This is a genomic window from Coleofasciculus sp. D1-CHI-01, assembly GCF_040218875.1.
Lineage (GTDB): Bacteria > Cyanobacteriota > Cyanobacteriia > Cyanobacteriales > Coleofasciculaceae > Coleofasciculus.
Genome location: NZ_JAVJQP010000076.1, coordinates 40,808 through 58,844 on the forward strand (window position 1 = coordinate 40,808; position 18,037 = coordinate 58,844).

Below are 18,037 nucleotides of genomic sequence, written 5' to 3' on the forward strand. Positions count from 1 at the left end.
GATTGGGTATGATGACAGATAAAGATTCGGCATCAGTCAAAGTATGGTGTAGTGGCATCAAAGACGCCTATACCTTAGAACAACGAAAACACTGGTACAGTGATGTCGCCAATGTCTATGATCAAGCCCGACCACGCTATCCTAAAACCCTAATCCATCGCGCTGTTAAGTTAGCTCGACTTCCCGCTAAAGCTACCATTCTAGAAATAGGATGTGGTCCAGGAATTGCCACTGTAGAATTTGCTGAATTAGGCTTCTCCATGGTTTGTCTTGAGCCAAGCCCAGCCGCGTGCAAACTTGCCAAAAGCAACTGTTCAGCCTATCCCAATGTGGAGATTATCAATACAACCTTTGAAGAATGGCAGCTAGAACCTGGGCGATTCAACGCTATTCTTGCGGCGACTTCAATGCATTGGGTTGCACCTGAAATTAGGGTGCAAAAATCGGCTGAGGCTTTGCAAAACAAGGGCTCTATAATTATGTTGTGGAATACACCGCCGCACCCCAATGATGAAATTTGTCATCAATTCGATGAAGTTTATCAAACTCAAGCGCCATCTATTCCCAAATTTGCCAGATATGGCTCGATAGAAACCCATCAAGCCAACCTGAAAGAAATTGAACAAGATTTTACCAACTCAGGTTTATTCCATAATTTTTTGTCAGAACAGTTAGTTTGTCATACGACTCATAGTATTGATGAGTATTTGACACTTTTGAGTACAATATCACCCTACATAAAGTTAGAGTCGCGGCAACGAATGTCCTTATTTTCCGGTTTGAGAGACGTATTAGAGAGAACCTGTACAGGAAGAATCAAAACGTCCTATCTTTCCGCTTTGCAAATTGCCCAGGTTAATCACTGGTAAAACTGTAAGAGTTTCAATTTTTGGTAACAAGCGCTAACGATTCAGTTAATTTCGGTTAACTACAGCCTTGCATAGAGCGACTACCATTTGGCATAGTCGCTCCACAAAAATTTGTGAGATAGACATTGGCGGTTTTAATCTTGGCTTTGCGTAAATTGGCGTTAACTAAGTTTGTGCTAATTAGCGACGCATTACTTAAATTAGCCCCTTTCAAGTTGGCACTATTGAAGTTTGTTCCATTCAAATTCGCACCATCTAGAGACGCACCACTCAAATCCGCTTCTGCTAAATTGGCATTACTCAGATCAGCACCATCTAATATAGCCTCCTTGAGATTAGCACCGCTTAAGTCTGCACCATTGAGATCAATCTTACTCAAGTCACAGCCAGCGCAATCTCTCGCTTTGGCTATCCTTGCCTGCATTTCGGCGCTAGTCTCTTCGACAGTCACGCCCATACAGGCAGACGTACTAACAAGTAATAGTGGAATAATTAAGTTTAGGGGTTTCATATCACGTCAGGTTTTTTAGGTTCTACTACTGAAAATTTGGTCTGGGCGGGTTGAGTTGCATCTGTGGTTGATTAAATTTTACGTTATAATTAGGACATTATACATTTAAAAAATAATATCGAAACATTTTGAATTGACGTAGGGGTTTGGTCTCCAAACCCTCCAAACCCCTCAATTCCGGATTCCCAACCCCGATTTCCCAACCCCGATTTCCCAACCCCGGATTCCCAACCCCGGATTCCCACACCACCGCAAGGATTTAGATAAGGATTTGGAAACCAAATCCCTACAGAATAATTACCATTTTGATGGGTTGTTTGGATGTAATTGATCATTTTCCCAACGCAATGGATTGTCAATTATATATTACCTCAAAATGTTGAGCGTTTTTTCATTACGGATAATATGATCATAATAATTACGTTGCCACAAATTTTATGGCAGTTACCCGAAGGACGAGAGTCTCATAGCTTAAATAATTATCTTGAATGTCTGCTGTTGCCTTCACACAATGAAAGTCCACTATTAAAAAGTTTTTCAATCGTGTCTTTATCTGTCAAAATAGCACCTAACTCGTCTCGATAAGTAAGACTAGGATCAGCTCGAAACGATAGGAAATTAAAACTCGTTACTATACCGAAGCTATCATCACATACCAAAATCTTTCGGTGAGTATTTTTAACTTTTTCAAATCTCAGGTTTTTATAGTAACTAGCCAATTTATCAAGTTTTTTTATAGCAGAATCATCATTTGGCTGACCCCGACCACTTTTTTGCTTTATTCCGTATAAAATATGAACATTGACATGGCGCTTTAAACTATCCTCTAAGATTGATAAAAAATATTTGTTAACTACATTGCGACGTATCCACGGCGAAACTATCATGACTCTATGTTGAGCTTCTTGTAACGCTTTAAATAGATAATTTCGGTGTTCATAAGTGTGGATAATATCTGTGATTTTGCTTTGCTTTGTTTTTGTCGCAAGCTCTTCTTTTAAGACTTTCTTTTGCTTGTTGATTGATTTTACTTTACTTTCAACAAACAAGTCTGAATCATTGAGAGCTTTGATTTTAACTTGAAGTCGATTAACCGTTTCGATATCATCTTTGTGGATACCAGCTATCAAATCATCTGACTGTTCAATTTGTACCTTTTCTTCATCATTACTTCGGTCGAATCTAAGTATGTCATTAAGAACCTTTTGACCCTGAGTATAGAGTTTCTCTATACTTTCTCTGTAGTCAGTCTGGATGCTGCCTCTAGAAAAAGTTTCATAGCCTACCTCGTCATCATCGGGATTGTTTTTATAGAAAACCAGAATAATTTCATGCCATTCTGTGTATGCTTTTTCAATTTTGTTGACCTGTATGAGTTCAACTTGCTCCCGTCTACTTTCTAAGCTTAAGACGCCTTGAATTTCATCATAGTAATCTACGATATCCTCTACATGACCTTTTCTTGGTCGAGAAATAAACTGTTTAAGGCTGTTGTCGTTATTTTTATTAATTTTTTTAACATTAAAATTATCATAGAGTTTTCCATTAATCGCATCAATGTAGAATTCTTTTGTCTCGGAAACAGTATCTAGTACTCGCTGCTGTTCAAGGGTTTTTATTCCTAGTTCAGTAACGTTTAATTTATCTGCCTTAGTCACTAATTGTTTAGAAATTAGCTCTGATAGAACTTTTTCGACGAAATGATCGTCAACTCCCAAAAAATAAGCCAATTCACTTCTCTGTGCTAAACCATAGGTGATCCCTTTAAGCACAAACTCTTCTTGGACTTCTAAACTTCTATTCGCCAAATAAGTTAAATCAAGAATTAGTCGATAGAAAGGATAACCAATAACTTTATGGTCAATGATCACTGCTTCTGGTAGTGAATGATACTTTCTAATTTTTTGTTCAAAATCTGCAATATTAACATCAGTCATTATTAAAATCCACCTTAATTACCAGATAAATTCACTCAAACGTATTAAGGTAGCATATTATTGCGTTAATGTCAATATATTCAATCAGTTTTTGGAATGGATTTGGCAGTTTTTTAGGTGCTTTGCCTTCGTAAGCCATTACATCATTGCCGACTATAATCAAGAGTTGCTGGGCGCGAGATAAGGCGACATTTAATCGCCTATAATCCGACGTAAATCCCAGCTTTTTCTTTTTATTACTTCTTACCAAATCATAGATAATAATGTCACACTCCCTACCTTGAAAAGCATCAACTGTGTGAACCACTATGTGTAAATTTTTCCAAATATTTTGGTCATTGGTGGCAACGACAGTTTCCAAAGTACTAATTTGGGAGGCATAACCAGCGATGACACCAACCGTTTTTTGCACACCACTTGACTGACAGTCTTGCTCTATCTTTTCAATGTTTCCGGAGCCGTGGATCTTCCGGCTTCGTCTACGATTACCCAGTCAAATTTAATATCTTTAAGATTAGCAACTCCCAAGCAAGTTGCGCCGATTACGTTAACACCATCCAGAAACATAGGAACTAAGTCACGTTGCTTTCGCTGGAGCCGTTCATTCCACTCTTCCTTTAGCTCCTTAAGTTTGACAAACTTCTCATACTTTTCATTACTATCACCCAAAATAGTTTGTAATCGGCTGTATTCTTGTTCTATCCAATTTAAGAGCTGCTGCTTTTCCGGAAATTCTATACCAAATTTATCCACATAATCTTTAATTAAATTAAGAATCTTTTCATCGAGTAATAGCTTCTCATAAATTAATTCACAAGCATCTTCTGCGGCTAACTGAACCTCATTATTGACCGGAGATATAATCAGCTCGGAATTAACAAGATTGACCGCTTGGGTAATTCGGTTAGAAATCTGTCCAACTTGTTCTCTCAGTTTTCTAATTGATTCTATATTAGATAATTTCTTGACTCCTAACAGCATTTTTTCGTGCTGAGATTCATACTTTTGCCAATGAGCTGCCGAGTTTTCCCGAATCTTTTTCTGCCATTCATTAATCGCTTTCTCTATTTCAAACTGTCTAGCCTCATCCTCAATTTTTTCTTCTCTTCCGATTCTCAGTAACCGGATGTGCTGCTGTTCACTGTTAATTTTAGACAGTCGAGTGAGTACATTATCTACAGCAATATTGGATTGAGAAGAGATGAGTATCTGATCTTTAGGATGGCGGCTCAAAATTTGCCTGATTATTTCCATGATTACAGAGGTTTTACCTGTTCCTGGTGGACCTTGGATTAAAAATATATCTTCGGTTGCCAATGCCTTACAGACAGCGTTTTGCTGCGAACTGTCTAATTGCTGATTAAAAAATTGATGAATCGCTAAAGGCTCTACAGGCGGTGATTTATCAGGTTCTGCTAGAATTTTGAACAAATTGGTATTTTCGGAATCACTGTACCTGATTGCTCGAAGTGCTTTGCGTCGGCGTTGAATTTGCGATTCTTCTGCTTTAAAGTTAGTTTCAATATGTCCTTGTTTCTGGAGTGCTTCAAACAAATCAGGATTGCAAAAATCTCCAATACTGATATACAGTTTTTCTACAAGGTCGCCATTTTTTGACTGTTCGCCATCAATGATATCTCCCACCGACCATTGGCTTGTAGTGTAAGGCGGTGATTGTTTCTTAACGGAAATTGTTACAGGTAACGGCGGCGACGTAATTTTTTCTAATTCGTCTAAAGAGATGGGTTGAGTTAACGAAATGATTAATCTTTGCTTATCTTTGTCATACTCATAACTAGAGTAAGCAAAACTTTGCTTTCTTTCATTGACTATTTTGGTTTCAATATCGATAACATTTTGCCATAAACTAAAGGTAGAATCTACAGTCGCTTTTCCTTCTTTTTCATTGATAATTTGTTGATATTTCTGTAGAATATCGTTGATCAAGTCACTTAGGTCATCCCCCGACTTGCCATTCCCGCTTACATCTATAATTGGCTCAACTCTAACAGCTACTCCATTCTCAAAAAGTCTTTCTGACGATTGGGGATTTATAAAAGCGAGTTGGTCAAATAAGATAATGTTCAGTGGACGATCTTTGTCAATAAAACCCCTGAATATATCAGAAGTTGAATCTACTCCTATTTCCACAGTTAGCCTGTTGTCTTTATTAGTCTTGCCTTGAATTTTTTGAATATATATTGTGCCTGAATCATTCTTTAATTTATCTTCTATATATTTTTTAACTTTGAGGGGATGGGAATCAAGTTGATTAAAGTCTGATATTTTTCGTTTGAGAGCAGAGGTTATACCAAATACTATAGTCAATTTTTCAGACACTTCTGACTTGAGACTAGCCAGAACTTTCCTAATTTCATCAATTTTGGGTCTATTCTCTCGTTCAACTTCTGTAGCTCGCCGCAAAACATCGATCAAAGAATTACTTAATTGACTAGCACTATTCAAAGTAGTTGTTGTAGATTCATAGAGAACTTCTTTATTTTGCTCTTCTCTAAATTTATCCCTTGCCTTCTCAGTAGACAATAGATAAAGGTATGTCATTGCCAAGGAATATATATCAGAGTCTCTAGAAACCCCTTTTAATTCCCTTTGCTCAAGCGGAGCAAATAAAGGTGTATGATAGCTGCTTATCGTATTGGTCAGGAGGGTAGTGGTAATGATAGAAATGCCAAAATCTAAAATCTTAGCGACTGGGAGTTCACCTATCTCCACCACCATGATGTTGTCTGGTTTTATATCTCTGTGAATGACATTTTTAGAGTGAGCATGACTAACGGCATCTAAAATTTGCAAAAATAAATCAATTTTAGTTTTTAGCGCAACTCCCCGCTCAAAATACCTCTGAATGCCTTCACCTTCAAGATATTCTAAAACCAAATAAACAAGCTTATGGCTATCTTCATACCCATCATCAACAAACTTAACTATGCTGTCGTGACTTAACCGTTTGAGAGTGTCAGTTTCTCGCTTTAAAAGCTTAAGCGCGTGTTTGTCTTCTGTGGAAATTGTTTTGATGGCATAATATTGTCGAGTTTGTAACTCCTTTGCCAAATAGACGATCCCTGTGCCACCTCTACCCAGCTCTGCTTTAAGATTATATTTACCACCAATTATCTCGTCAATCATTAGAATTGTCTTGCTTAGTTGTAAATTTGATAGGGGAACCGATTACCTATTTGCGTTATGGGTTTAATATTGGCATCTAAAAAAATCTTAGAGTCTGATCAGGTAAAGAGACACCGGAAAAATACTGATTTTTCAAATAGGTATACATACTGATATTTGACCGCTTTAGTGACTTGACTAATTACTTATATTCCTCCAGTAGAGGGTATAATGACCCGTTATCGCTAAGTCGCGATCGCAAACTAAGGAGTCACGAATTTCTATATTATAACTTAATCTATGACAATGCTATACAGTATATGGATGATGAGGTACACATTGGTTATCCTTGTGATTACAAATATTTGTGGTAATTTGTCAAGACTATAAGCCCCCGCCTGATTATAGTCATTATGATTTCAGGCGAATTGAACGTCGATGATGATGATGAATTGGAGGATCATATTGTTTATACTGTTTATGGTCACAAATTGAGCTTTTGTCATACTGGATCGAACAGAGTGCAGCGAAACATCGGGTGAGATTCTTCACTCCGCTTCAGTTCCTTCGCTTCGCTCAGGACTCAGAATGACAGACTCTAACCTTGCCAGGTATAACCATTTCACCGACCCACCAATTTATCCCGCAGATGCTTAATTTTATCGCGATACTGGGCGGCTTGCTCAAATTCTAGATTCTTCGCCGCTTCTTTCATCTGGGCTTCTAGTTGACTAATTACCTCAGGAATCTGTTCTAAGGGTAAATCTTCTACTTGTTCAGAAACCTTTGCCAACTGTTGATGATTCAACCGCCGCGATACATCTAAAAATGCCAGAATCGCATTACTGGATTTCTTGACAATCGGTTGCGGAGTAATCCCATGCATCCGGTTATATGCCAATTGAATTCCCCGACGCCGTTCTGTCTCATCAATGGCTTTTGCCATGCTATCGGTAAGATTATCAGCATAGAGAATTGCTTGTCCCTGGACATGACGCGCCGCCCGACCAATGGTTTGAATCAAGGAACGTGCTGCCCGGAGGAATCCTTCCTTATCGGCATCTAAAATAGCCACCAGAGATACTTCCGGTAAATCTAATCCCTCCCGCAACAAATTCACGCCAATAAGTACATCAAAATCACCCTCCCGCAATGCTTGCAAAATCTCAATTCGTTCAATTGAATTAATTTCCGAATGTAAGTAGCGGACGCGAATGCCGCGATCCTGTAAATATTCGGTTAAATCTTCCGCCATGCGCTTGGTTAAGGTTGTCACCAGTACCCGTTCTTTTTTGGATGCGCGTTCCTGAATTTCAGCCAATAAGTCATCCACTTGACCTTCAGTGGGACGGACAAAGATTTCTGGGTCAACCACCCCGGTGGGACGAATCACTTGTTCCACCACTTGGTCTTGGGACTGTTCAATTTCCCAATCTCCAGGAGTCGCGGAAACAAAGATACATTGGTTAACTTTTGTCCAAAATTCTTCGGCTTTCAGGGGACGATTATCTGCTGCACTGGGTAAGCGAAACCCATGGTCAATTAATACCCGCTTCCGGGCTTGGTCGCCATTGTACATCCCCCGAATTTGGGGTACGGTGACGTGAGATTCATCCACGACTAATAACCAATCTTTGGGGAAGTAATCAATTAAACATTCTGGCGGTTCCCCCGCCCTGCGTCCGGCGAGGTGACGGGAATAGTTTTCTACACCATTACAATATCCGACTTCGCGCAAGAGTTCTAGATCATAGCGGCTGCGTTGGTCTAATCGTTGGGCTTCGAGTAATTTGCCAGCTTCTTGTAACTGGGACATTTGTTCGTGGAGTTCTGTTTCGATGGCTTCACAGGCTTCCTCTAGTCGTTCATCGGGGGTAACAAAGTGGCGGGCGGGGTAGATATTGAGGGCGTTGAGACTTTGGATAATTCCACCTGTCACGGGGTCAACATAGCGGATAGCATCAATCTCATCACCAAAGAATTCGACGCGAATAATTCGGTCTTCGTAAGCCGGACCAATTTCTAGCACATCTCCCTTGACGCGGAACCGCCCTCGCCCCATTTCGATGTCATTGCGGGAATATTGAACGGAGGCTAAATTTCGCAGGAGTTGACGTTGATCTAATTCTGTACCCACTCGCAGGGGAATCGCGGCTTTCAGGTATTCTGAGGGGATACCCAAGCCATAAATACAGCTAATCGAGGCTACCACAATCACATCGCGCCTTTCAAAGAGCGATCGCGTGGCGGAGTGGCGCAGCATGTCGATTTCATCGTTAATGGCGGCGCTTTTCTCAATATAGGTATCACTGACGGGAATATAGGCTTCTGGTTGGTAGTAGTCGTAGTAGGAGACAAAATACTCCACCGCATTCTGGGGAAAGAACTCCCGTAACTCGTTACAGAGTTGGGCGGCTAAGGTTTTATTGTGTGCCAGTACCAGAGTCGGTTTGCCCGTCTGTTCGATGACTTTGGCGACAGTATAGGTTTTACCTGTTCCCGTCGCACCGAGGAGGGTTTGGAAACGGTTTCCCGCTTGCAGAGAGGTTGTCAGGCGGGAAATGGCTTGGGGTTGGTCGCCCTTAGCTTCAAAGGGGGCTTGCAGATCAAAGGGTATCATTGGTCAGGGAACAGGGAACGGGGAATAGGGAACGGGGAACAGGGAATAGAAAATTCATCATTCATGATGCCTGCTTTGGTTTAGGGTAAAAGGAATAACGATTAACTTTTACAATGAACCGACTGCAAAAAGCCATTACGATTTTCGGCATAACTGCCACGGTGAATGTCTGGGGTATCCTTCCCTCTATCAACCAAAACGGGACATTATTTAGTATAGCGACTGCTAACGGGGAAGAGGAGGTGCTGGTCAGGTCTACATCGAGGGATATTCAAGTCCCTCTCTCAGAATCACCCAATCAACTTACTCAGTCGAATCCGACACCAGGAATGAGCCGTCCCTTGACGGATGAACTTGATGTCAGTCTTTTAGCTAAAACGGTTGCTAATTTCATTCAAGCTGAACGCTATCAAACTGAATCCGAAATGCAATTCAGTTTTGAGGCACAGGGTTTTACAGGGCAATTTTCGGTGTTGATTAAAACCATTGCCCAATCTCCTCAGCAGTTTCGCACCGAAATTTCTACACCTGAGTCAGGTGGATTTGCCCAACCGAGTTATATTGTGATTTCTGATGGTGATCAGGTATGGATTTATAACCCGGAGTTAAAGCAATACACGGTTATGGACTATGAAGGTTTTAATCAGTCGAATGATAGCTTTTTGATTGGCTTTTCTTCGATGTTATTTCTAGAAATGTCGGCTCCTTTTAGGCAAGCCTTTGCTGACGGTGTAGTGACGGCAGAGGGAGTGATTGATCAGCTTGAATCGGTTTTTAAGGCGGAAGATGATATGCCATTGCAGGGTAATATTCTAAATTTAGAGGGACAAGACTACTATGCCTATCGCTATAAGGATCGCCAAGCCGGATTTACGTTCACATTTTTGGTGGAACCCAATACAGCCGCAGTTGAGCAGCTTCAAATTAGTGGGAAAGCGGACGGAATGGATATCAAGATGACCGAAAAGATTATTCGCCGTGTGCCATCTCCTATTGTTGCTGCTGATACTTTTACCTTTTATCCGCCAGCCGGGGTCACTCAAGTGGAATCTATGGAAATTGACATTTTTTAGGGAATGTCTGAAGATTATTAAGAGTTGGTATTTAACTATTTTGATTCAACTTGAAGTCGATTACAACTGAACTGGCTATGAACTGGATTAATAAACCCTTGAGAATTAGTGCGATCGCGTTTTTTTTCAGCCTACTACTGTTTGTATCTGGCTGTCAGCAAACCAACACGGTAACTGAGCAACCTGTAACCGAACCCCAAGAAGAAGTCACGGAACAACAAGCTAGCATCGCTACCGCAACTATCAATAGCACCAGCGATCCCGCAGAAGTCTTGGGAGAGGCTGAGTTTACGACAACGGGGGATGCGATGTTAATTGAAGTAATGATGACCAATGCGCCATCGGGAGAACACGCTTTCCACATCCATGAAACAGGGAATTGTGCGGAGCAAGGAAAGGCGGCTGGGGGTCATTTTAATCCCGATGATGTAAACCATGGATTAATTACCGAAGATGGGTTTGAAAATGCTCATGCGGGAGATTTAGGCAATATTACGATTGCTGAAGATGGTACGGGGTCAAAAAGCCTAACTGTTGAGCGACTTACGTTTACTGAAGGGAAGTATGCGATCGGTAATCTGTCGGTAATTCTTCATGAAAAACCTGATGATTTTGGTCAGCCGACGGGTAATGCTGGCGGACGAGTTGGTTGTGGAATTATTGAGGTGACTGATTCCTAGGAGTTGGGAAAAACTCAACTAGGTTGTGAGCAGCTCTAGAGCGTCGGTCTAGTATTTAAGTAGATGATCCGATTACTAGACGGGTGCTCTAGGTAACGTTAAGTATACCGAAAAGCATCACAGCTAGATAAGCGACATAAACTCCATTAAGCGCTAACACCTCCCAAAGTTCAAAGCTCCGTTTTTCAGAACCAAATTTGATTGCGGCAGCGTATACCACTCCCAGTAACGCAACAAAACCCAGGTTGACTGAATACAAGAGAAAGTTTTCTACAGGCAATGTCACCAGTGCCAGCGGAAAAAAGGCGAGAGTCATTGTCGCCGTGTTGTCAGCAATCACGCCTGTAACCGCAGCCGTAATTTGCCCACTTTTTGCCAAACTCCAAGTCGAAAATACTTCAGGTGCAATGCTCATAGTTGATGTAATAAAGAGTCCACCGATTAACTTGGAAATGCCTAAAGCTGAGACAATATTTTCTGTAGCCATGACCGTAAAGTAAGCACCAAGACAAAGCAAGGCGATACCCATAACAGCGAGAGTAATTTGTTTCTTACTCCATTTCACCTCTTTGCCTCGTTGACGCTTACGCAGGATTGCCTGTGCCAAGTAAGCGAAGTAAGCGGCTAGCATAATATAGCCGTCAATGGGCTGAAGACCACGCCAAGGTTTGGGGATAGTCAGCAAGGCAGCTAGGGCGATAACTGCCAGATAGGGGAGTGCTTGCACAGTCAACGCCTCCCGTTTAACACGCATTACGCGCTTTTTTCGCTGATAGTCATAGGTGCTATCTGCCCTATTTGATGAATGTTCACTATTCGTTCTTTTGCTACCAGAACCCCATTGAGAAGCAATGTAGGCGGTGGTAATGATCGCTGGAACAGAAATAATATTAGAACCGAGTAAATTGCCCAGTCCAATGTCAGAAAGACCGCGAACTGCGCTGACGGCATTAGTACCGAATTCTGGACTAGCCGTAGCCAGGGCAACGAAAGCCGCCCCTGCTGCTTCTGACAATCCCCACTGTTTCCGCAGCTTCTTGAGCGGTTCAGCTAAGTGATCTGCTCCCCAATGGGCTGCCAGCACAGCACCGATTAGAACTAAAAACCAAAAAAATAACATTTTTCCGTTACAACCGTTACAAGAACCCTAAAGTTTTTCAGAAATTTAAGGACGTATCTCTGCCACCGCAATGACACGGTGTAGTGTACTCCCAGTATCGCTCATTTAGACGGTTTAGCTTGAATAAGCTCAGAAAGCGAAAAATGAGCGTTATCCTTGTATAGTCCAAGGATAATTAATAATAGTAGGGATTATCGGGTTCAGGAACTTTTTTTACCTCACTGGCTTCAATCACCAATTGCCGTTTATCTTGTAATGTTTCTGTAATCATTTTTCCTTTAACTTGTATCCAATTATCCGGTTGATACGCCTGACGATTTCCCGGAAGTTTCACGGGTAAACTGACTGGATAAGCATCCGCTGCACAGCAGGTAATCACAAAGCGAGTTACTAATAAATAGTTCGAGGATAGGTTTTGGGGATAAACCACAAACCCTTTAACATTAACTGCTTGACCCGCATATTCATCAGGTTCCGGATAAACACTCAGGGTGCGAATCCATTCAATCAGCGATCGCGCTTCGGGTTTGCTGGCGCTGCGAAAGGATTGAGGCTGGGTGCGGGTGGCGGTTAAGGATTCCATCACACCGCGTTGAATTGCTGTCTGGCTGGTAAAGACTTTGGGTTCTACTAATAACCCTAGAATTGCCGTGGCTAGCAGCAATCCTGTACTCCAACCCGGTGGAAACCAGCTAATATGCTGCATCATCGGCATTGTTTTGGGATTTCGGGGTGGTAATTGACCGATGACTTGAATGGCTTTTAACACCGCCAGCACTAGCAAAAGTATCCCAGTTCCTAGAACTAAGGCAAAGTAATTCGGGTGAATGAGTAACTGTAATTCGCCACTGACCCAGTATTGAATCAACAAAATCCCCCAGATGCCTAGGGTGATAATATCAAGGATGGGGAGTAAAAGACGTTGTTTTTTAATCATTGGTCATTGGTCATTGGTCATTGGTCATTGGTCATTGGTCATTGGTCATTGGTCATTTGTCATTGGTCATTTGTCATTGGTCATTCGTCCAATAATTCCTTCATTCAAAATTTAGTCGGGGCGGGTTTAGTTAAGTTAGTGGTTTGAGCCGAAGTGTTATCGGTGAAACCCGCCCCTACACATTCAAAACTTTCTAACTAACTCAGATGCAAGTTAACCATTAAGGTGAGCAAAAAGGTTAATTGGGCGGCGAGGGCAAATAGGTAAAAAATTGTCCTAGCTTTAAAGACGGAGAACATTAAACCGATCGCCTTGATGTCTATCATTGGACCAAATACCAAAAAGGCTAACAATGAACCACTGGTAAAGGTTGAAGCAAAGGCGAGGGCGAAGAAAGAGTCAACCGTTGAACATATAGAAACGACGGCGGCTAATAGCATCATCGCCAGAATTGAGGTGATAGGACCCGAACCCAAACTGAGGATAATTTCACGGGGAACGGCGACTTGAATCGTAGCCGCGATCGCACTCCCAATAATTAGCACCGCGCCTAACTCCCGTAACTCTTGCACGGTATTGTCTAAGAACAAACGCCAGCGATCGGACCACGGTTTCCGGGCGGGGGTAGCGGCGAGTGAGGCTTGCAGAACTGTCGCATCCATCCGCACAGGTGTTCCCGGTTGACCCAGTAAAAATGTACCCGATTGCAGCAGGGCGGGTTGGGGTTCCTGTTGCACAGAAGGTTTGACCTCGCATTCTCTGGGAAGCACCATGGAACGGGTGACAGCCTGTTGCAACAAAGGGCGCATATCTTTCTGAACGCTGAAGACGCAACCGATAACAATAGCAATACCCAGGGAAAACAAGACTCGTAGGACGACAATTTCCGGCTGATCTCGAAACGCGACCCAGGTTGACCAAATTACAATCGGGTTAATTGTCGGGGCGGCTAGCAAAAACCCGATAGACACCGATACAGGTGCGCCTTGTAGCAGCAACCGCCGGGACACAGGCACATTTCCACATTCACACACCGGGAAGAAAAATCCCGCACAACTCCCCACAACCGCACCCAGGAAGGGGTTCTTGGGTAAAGACGCAATCAGTCGTCCCTCATCGACGAATAAAAGCAGCAAGCCGGAAAATAAGACGCCAATGAGTAAAAATGGGATTGCCTCGACCAGCAAACTCAAGAAAAGGGTAAAGGCGTTGTTTAACTGACTCATGCGTTTAAGCGTTTCGCGATCGCGGGTCTTTTTACACGTAAGCGCTATTGTATCAGATAGTTTCCAGGGCGTGAGTCAAACGGGGATCAAGGGAGAATTAATACCATTCACAGTACAACAAAAATGATAACCAACCCCTTAGAAGCAGCAAAAGCCCGTCTAATTGCGTTTTATCTGCCCCAATTTCATCCGATTCCGGAAAATGATCAAGCCTGGGGAAAAGGGTTTACAGAATGGACAAATGTTGCCAAAGCCAAGCCTTTATTTCCCGGACATGACCAACCTAAAATTCCGGCTGATTTAGGATTTTACGACTTGCGTTTACCCGAAGCCCGACAAGCACAAGTGGATATGGCAAGGGCGTATGGAATTGAAGGGTTTTGTTATTGGCATTATTGGTTTGCGGGTAAGCGGGTTTTAGAACGACCGTTTAATCAGGTCTTAAAATCAGGTGAGCCGAATTTTCCGTTTTGTCTAGCTTGGGCAAATCAAACTTGGACGGGGATTTGGCATGGTTGTCCGGATCGGGTTTTAATTGAGCAAACTTACCCTGGTTTGGCAGATTATACGACTCATTTTTATACCCTCTTGGAGGCGTTTACTGATCCCCGTTATATCACGGTTGAGGGTAAACCTCTATTTTTGGTTTATAATCCGGAGGAGTTGCCAGATCCGAAACAATTTACGGACTGTTGGAGAGATTTAGCGATTAAATCTGGGTTAAAGGGACTCTATTTCATTGGAGTTGCCCGACATGAATACTGGTTTCCTGAAGCTAATGGGTTTGATGCGTCTGTTATTATTAATCCGGATTATGTTTTTACGCAGGCTTCAGCCCGAATTTTACCAGAGAAGCGGAGTTTAACTAAAGTTAAGCAAAAGTTTAGCACATTCTCATCCCGGAGGTTCTACCAAAAATATAAACAGTTTTCGGATTATCCGCTACTTTACTCTTATGAAAAAGCGATCCAGTGTGCGTTTAAGGGAAGTCACCCGTATTTTGTCACTTATCCCTGTATCTTTCCGAATTGGGATAACACGCCGAGAACAGGTATCTATGGGTTGGTGTTTCTCAAATCAACGCCGGATTTATTTAGAGTTCATCTGCAAGAGGCAATTGAAACGGTATCGGAACGGGAATTTGAAAAGCGGCTAATTTTTATCCGTTCGTGGAATGAATGGGCGGAAGGGAATTATTTGGAACCGGATCTGAAATTTGGCAAGGCATTTTTAGAGGTTATTCGCGATGAAATTTACAGTTGAAACTCAAATCATAATCGGCGACTGGAAGTCACAGCTACACAAACCTAGTCCGCGCAGGCGGACTAGGTTATTACGGGGGTAGCTAACCCGGATTTGGTATAAGATGTTCCGGCGGAACGTCTCTACTCTGAATCTCTGGCAGCAGATAATGGTACGATTCGCCCTGATCAATCAATTTATCTCAACCCAATTGGTATTACTCAATAGGCATTGGGGCTGAGGGGTCAACTAATTGTTGCAAGACGGTGCGATCGCGTGAGTTTATTGCCCTGATCCATGACTGAATTGAATGCCCAGTATATATTGAGTTTAAAACATGAGCTTTAAAGGTTTCTAAACTGGGTAAATTAATTCTATCCATCTTGGCAAAATTGGTATCAAGACGGTAGGGAAAACTCCCTGTCAGTTGACGGATACGCCTTTGATAATCTGGATCAGGACGATATTGCTGTGCCTTATCTCCCCAGTCCTGAATCAAGTGCATCGCTTGATTAAATTGCTCCTCTGTTCCCTGAAATTTATAGCCATGGCAGTTTGTTTGTTGAAGATTACGAGTACGTTGACGGGTATCTTCTGGTTCCATTACCACATAGGAGGGAGGATTATGATAATGATTGTCACGGGTTTTGGCGATTTCTAGAGCATCTCCTACCCAAATGTCAACAATTTTGGGTTGACCAGCGAGGACATATTCCAGCATCCAGCAGACTATCACGACTTTTACCTGATTGGCTGAAAAGTGAGTTTGGCTATCCCGAAATCGAGCTGTTATTTCAGTGGATAATGGAAACCAAGTCTTGACCTCAATACCGGGTTGTATATCGGGTATACCGCTGAGAATCAGATCAGGAAAGCCGGGATCTTGTCGTATCCACTGAGAGTCCTCTTGCCAGTTTCCTGTCTCATTCAAGTGTCGGGTGATAGCATATTCTAGGAGATTGCCAATGATCGGTGATAGTTTACTGACGATTTTGGATAGCTCTATAGCTCCCTGAATATCCCTAGGTCTTGAGACGGTAAGAACATCTATAGTATGCCCTCTCAACCTGAGTAAAGCAGCCGTAGCCATTTCCAGAGCTTCCTGATAACGCATTACCGCTCTATTTCCTGTAACGTGATTTCAAGATGTTGAATAAAGTCACTCAAAGAAATTCCCATGGCTTGACAAAATGCACGGAGTTCCACAATATCTATACGTCTTTCACCCCGTTCACATTTACTCACAAATGACTGAGTTTGCTGGAGGGATTGAGCAATTTGTGCTTGTGTCAATCCTGCGGCTTTTCTGGCTGAGCGGAGGTGACTCAGAAATAGGGCATATTCTTTTGTACAAATAGACTTTTCCATCTGAGTTTACATCCCCACTTGATGATATAGTCGGTTTTAGAATAGTCCAAAATAGACTATTGAGGGGTGTTATGGTGAAACTTGAGCAGAGGACAACGAATTGTGAGTCATATAGGGTATGGTACGGACAACTCAGGACAGCTTAATCATCGGTGGAATGAGCCATCAGAACTCACATCCCCAACCTCTGCTGTATCTACCACCGTTATCGATTCAGTGCAAATTGAACAGGCTGATGTGTTGACCCGCTATTGGGCTTGGCAAGCGCCAACGGTTATCATTTCAGATGGTGCTTATGGACTAGGACTTTTTCCAGGTGATCCGCCAACACCAACAGATTTAGCTGATTGGTATACGCCTCATATTAAGGCTTGGTCACGCTATTGTTTACCAGAGACAACGTTGTGGTTTTGGTGTAGTGAAATTGGTTGGGCTACCGTTCATCCGATTTTGGTCAAGGAGGGTTGGCAATACCGTTCTGTGAATGTTTGGGATAAAGGTGTTGCCCATATTGCTGGCAATGTAAATAGTAAGACAATACGCCGTTTTCCGATTGTGACTGAAGTTTGCGTACATTATGTGCGAGAAGTGCAACTTCAGACGGGTGATGGTTATCAATTACCGATGCAGCAGTGGCTGCGTTATGAGTGGCTTCGGACTGGACTTCCTCTGAGTAAAACGAATGAGGCTTGTGGGGTCAAAAATGCGGCGACTCGTAAATATTTTACCAAAGATCATTTGTGGTATTTCCCGCCACCCGACATGATAGAACTGATTGTCACTTACGCTAATCGCTATGGTCAACCGACAGCAATTCCTTACTTTTCCATTGATGGTAAATCGCCAGTTACGGCGGAACAATGGTCAAAAATGCGAGCTAAATGGCATCATAGTCATGGAATTACGAATGTTTGGTCGGAACCAGCAGTTCGGGGTAAGGAACGCCTGAAAAATCGGCAGGCAAAATGCCTTCATGGGAATCAGAAGCCTTTACGTTTAATTGAATTGATTATTCTGGCGACTAGCGATTCGGGTGATGTGGTGTGGGAACCGTTTGGCGGGATGTGTTCAGCTGCCATAGTGTCGTTACGAAAGGGGCGGCGGTGTTATAGTGCAGAAGTTAATTCGGATTATTATCAATTGGCGAAAGCACGGTTGGAACAAGAGTACGAGCGGATTAATTCGTTTCTGTTCCCGGAATTTCTGTGATGGTTACTCTTCGAGAAGGCTCCGCCTACGTACCTCAACCCAACCGACAAAGGTGATATGCATCCTTTTATTCAGGTAAGGGGGTTGGGGAATTGGATTTGGCACGTTGCTCATCTTTC

16 protein-coding genes and 1 pseudogene are annotated in these 18,037 nt (G+C 42.4%); 6 read left to right on the forward strand and 11 right to left on the reverse strand.

The window, feature by feature from the left end; genetic code table 11:
* Nucleotides 1–8: 8 nt before the first annotated feature.
* Complete coding sequence (locus tag RIB93_RS13825) at nt 9–869, forward strand: class I SAM-dependent methyltransferase (RefSeq protein ID WP_446373335.1); 861 nt, start codon at nt 9–11, stop codon at nt 867–869.
* A 55-nt stretch (nt 870–924) separates the two neighbouring features.
* Here the strand turns inward: RIB93_RS13825 and RIB93_RS13830 are convergent, their stop codons facing one another.
* From RIB93_RS13830 to uvrB, 6 genes and pseudogenes are all read right to left on the reverse strand, one after another.
* Entirely contained in the window at nt 925–1,380 is a 456-nt protein-coding gene (locus RIB93_RS13830; RefSeq protein WP_446373336.1) for a pentapeptide repeat-containing protein, read from the reverse strand.
* Between the two features lie 297 nt (nt 1,381–1,677).
* Nucleotides 1,678–1,812, reverse strand: a pseudogene (locus RIB93_RS13835) (transposase); the annotation flags it as partial.
* Nucleotides 1,813–1,859: 47 nt separating this feature from the next.
* The gene (locus RIB93_RS13840; RefSeq protein ID WP_446373337.1) at nt 1,860–3,317 is read right to left on the reverse strand and encodes a phospholipase D-like domain-containing protein; all 1,458 of its coding nucleotides are present in this window, start codon (nt 3,315–3,317) and stop codon (nt 1,860–1,862) included.
* A 31-nt stretch (nt 3,318–3,348) separates the two neighbouring features.
* Nucleotides 3,349–3,729, reverse strand: a complete 381-nt coding sequence (locus RIB93_RS13845) for an AAA domain-containing protein (RefSeq protein ID WP_446373338.1) — start codon at nt 3,727–3,729, stop codon at nt 3,349–3,351.
* A gap of 23 nt (nt 3,730–3,752) precedes the next feature.
* Nucleotides 3,753–6,464: an AAA domain-containing protein gene (locus RIB93_RS13850; RefSeq protein ID WP_446373339.1), complete on the reverse strand. Its 2,712-nt coding sequence runs from the start codon at nt 6,462–6,464 to the stop codon at nt 3,753–3,755.
* Between the two features lie 601 nt (nt 6,465–7,065).
* Nucleotides 7,066–9,063 carry an excinuclease ABC subunit UvrB gene (gene uvrB / locus RIB93_RS13855; protein WP_446373340.1) on the reverse strand — a complete coding sequence of 666 codons (1,998 nt, stop codon included), beginning with the start codon at nt 9,061–9,063 and terminating at the stop codon, nt 7,066–7,068.
* 113 nt (nt 9,064–9,176) lie between these two features.
* On the opposite strand from uvrB, the gene RIB93_RS13860 reads away from it, so the two are divergent.
* Both RIB93_RS13860 and RIB93_RS13865 read left to right on the forward strand, forming a co-directional pair.
* On the forward strand, nt 9,177–10,136 hold the full coding sequence (locus tag RIB93_RS13860; protein WP_446373341.1) for an outer-membrane lipoprotein carrier protein LolA: 960 nt from the start codon (nt 9,177–9,179) through the stop codon (nt 10,134–10,136).
* A 77-nt stretch (nt 10,137–10,213) separates the two neighbouring features.
* A complete protein-coding gene (locus RIB93_RS13865) occupies nt 10,214–10,816 on the forward strand; it encodes a superoxide dismutase family protein (protein WP_446373342.1) in 603 nt (200 codons plus the stop codon).
* A gap of 88 nt (nt 10,817–10,904) precedes the next feature.
* Here the strand turns inward: RIB93_RS13865 and RIB93_RS13870 are convergent, their stop codons facing one another.
* Both RIB93_RS13870 and RIB93_RS13875 read right to left on the reverse strand, forming a co-directional pair.
* Entirely contained in the window at nt 10,905–11,936 is a 1,032-nt protein-coding gene (locus tag RIB93_RS13870) for a sodium:calcium antiporter (RefSeq protein WP_446373343.1), read from the reverse strand.
* 175 nt (nt 11,937–12,111) lie between these two features.
* Entirely contained in the window at nt 12,112–12,873 is a 762-nt protein-coding gene (locus RIB93_RS13875; RefSeq protein ID WP_446373344.1) for a TIGR03943 family putative permease subunit, read from the reverse strand.
* Here RIB93_RS13875 and RIB93_RS13880 point away from each other — a divergent pair.
* Nucleotides 12,859–13,020 (forward strand): hypothetical protein, encoded by a 162-nt coding sequence (locus RIB93_RS13880; protein WP_446373345.1) that lies wholly within the window; start codon nt 12,859–12,861, stop codon nt 13,018–13,020. The two genes, RIB93_RS13875 and RIB93_RS13880, sit on opposite strands and share 15 nt — an antisense overlap.
* A 50-nt stretch (nt 13,021–13,070) precedes the next feature.
* Here the strand turns inward: RIB93_RS13880 and RIB93_RS13885 are convergent, their stop codons facing one another.
* Nucleotides 13,071–14,099, reverse strand: coding sequence for a permease (locus RIB93_RS13885; protein WP_446373346.1), 1,029 nt, complete (start codon nt 14,097–14,099; stop codon nt 13,071–13,073).
* 123 nt (nt 14,100–14,222) lie between these two features.
* Between RIB93_RS13885 and RIB93_RS13890 the strand changes: the two genes are divergently transcribed.
* A complete protein-coding gene (locus RIB93_RS13890; RefSeq protein ID WP_446373347.1) occupies nt 14,223–15,362 on the forward strand; it encodes a glycosyltransferase WbsX family protein in 1,140 nt (379 codons plus the stop codon).
* 196 nt (nt 15,363–15,558) lie between these two features.
* Here the strand turns inward: RIB93_RS13890 and RIB93_RS13895 are convergent, their stop codons facing one another.
* On the reverse strand, nt 15,559–16,455 hold the full coding sequence (locus tag RIB93_RS13895; RefSeq protein WP_446373348.1) for a hypothetical protein: 897 nt from the start codon (nt 16,453–16,455) through the stop codon (nt 15,559–15,561).
* Nucleotides 16,455–16,709 (reverse strand): helix-turn-helix domain-containing protein, encoded by a 255-nt coding sequence (locus RIB93_RS13900; RefSeq protein WP_446373349.1) that lies wholly within the window; start codon nt 16,707–16,709, stop codon nt 16,455–16,457. Before RIB93_RS13900 ends, RIB93_RS13895 begins: the two co-directional genes overlap by 1 nt.
* 102 nt (nt 16,710–16,811) lie before the next feature.
* Between RIB93_RS13900 and RIB93_RS13905 the strand changes: the two genes are divergently transcribed.
* Nucleotides 16,812–17,918 (forward strand): DNA methyltransferase, encoded by a 1,107-nt coding sequence (locus RIB93_RS13905; protein ID WP_446373350.1) that lies wholly within the window; start codon nt 16,812–16,814, stop codon nt 17,916–17,918.
* Nucleotides 17,919–18,037: the final 119 nt, after the last annotated feature.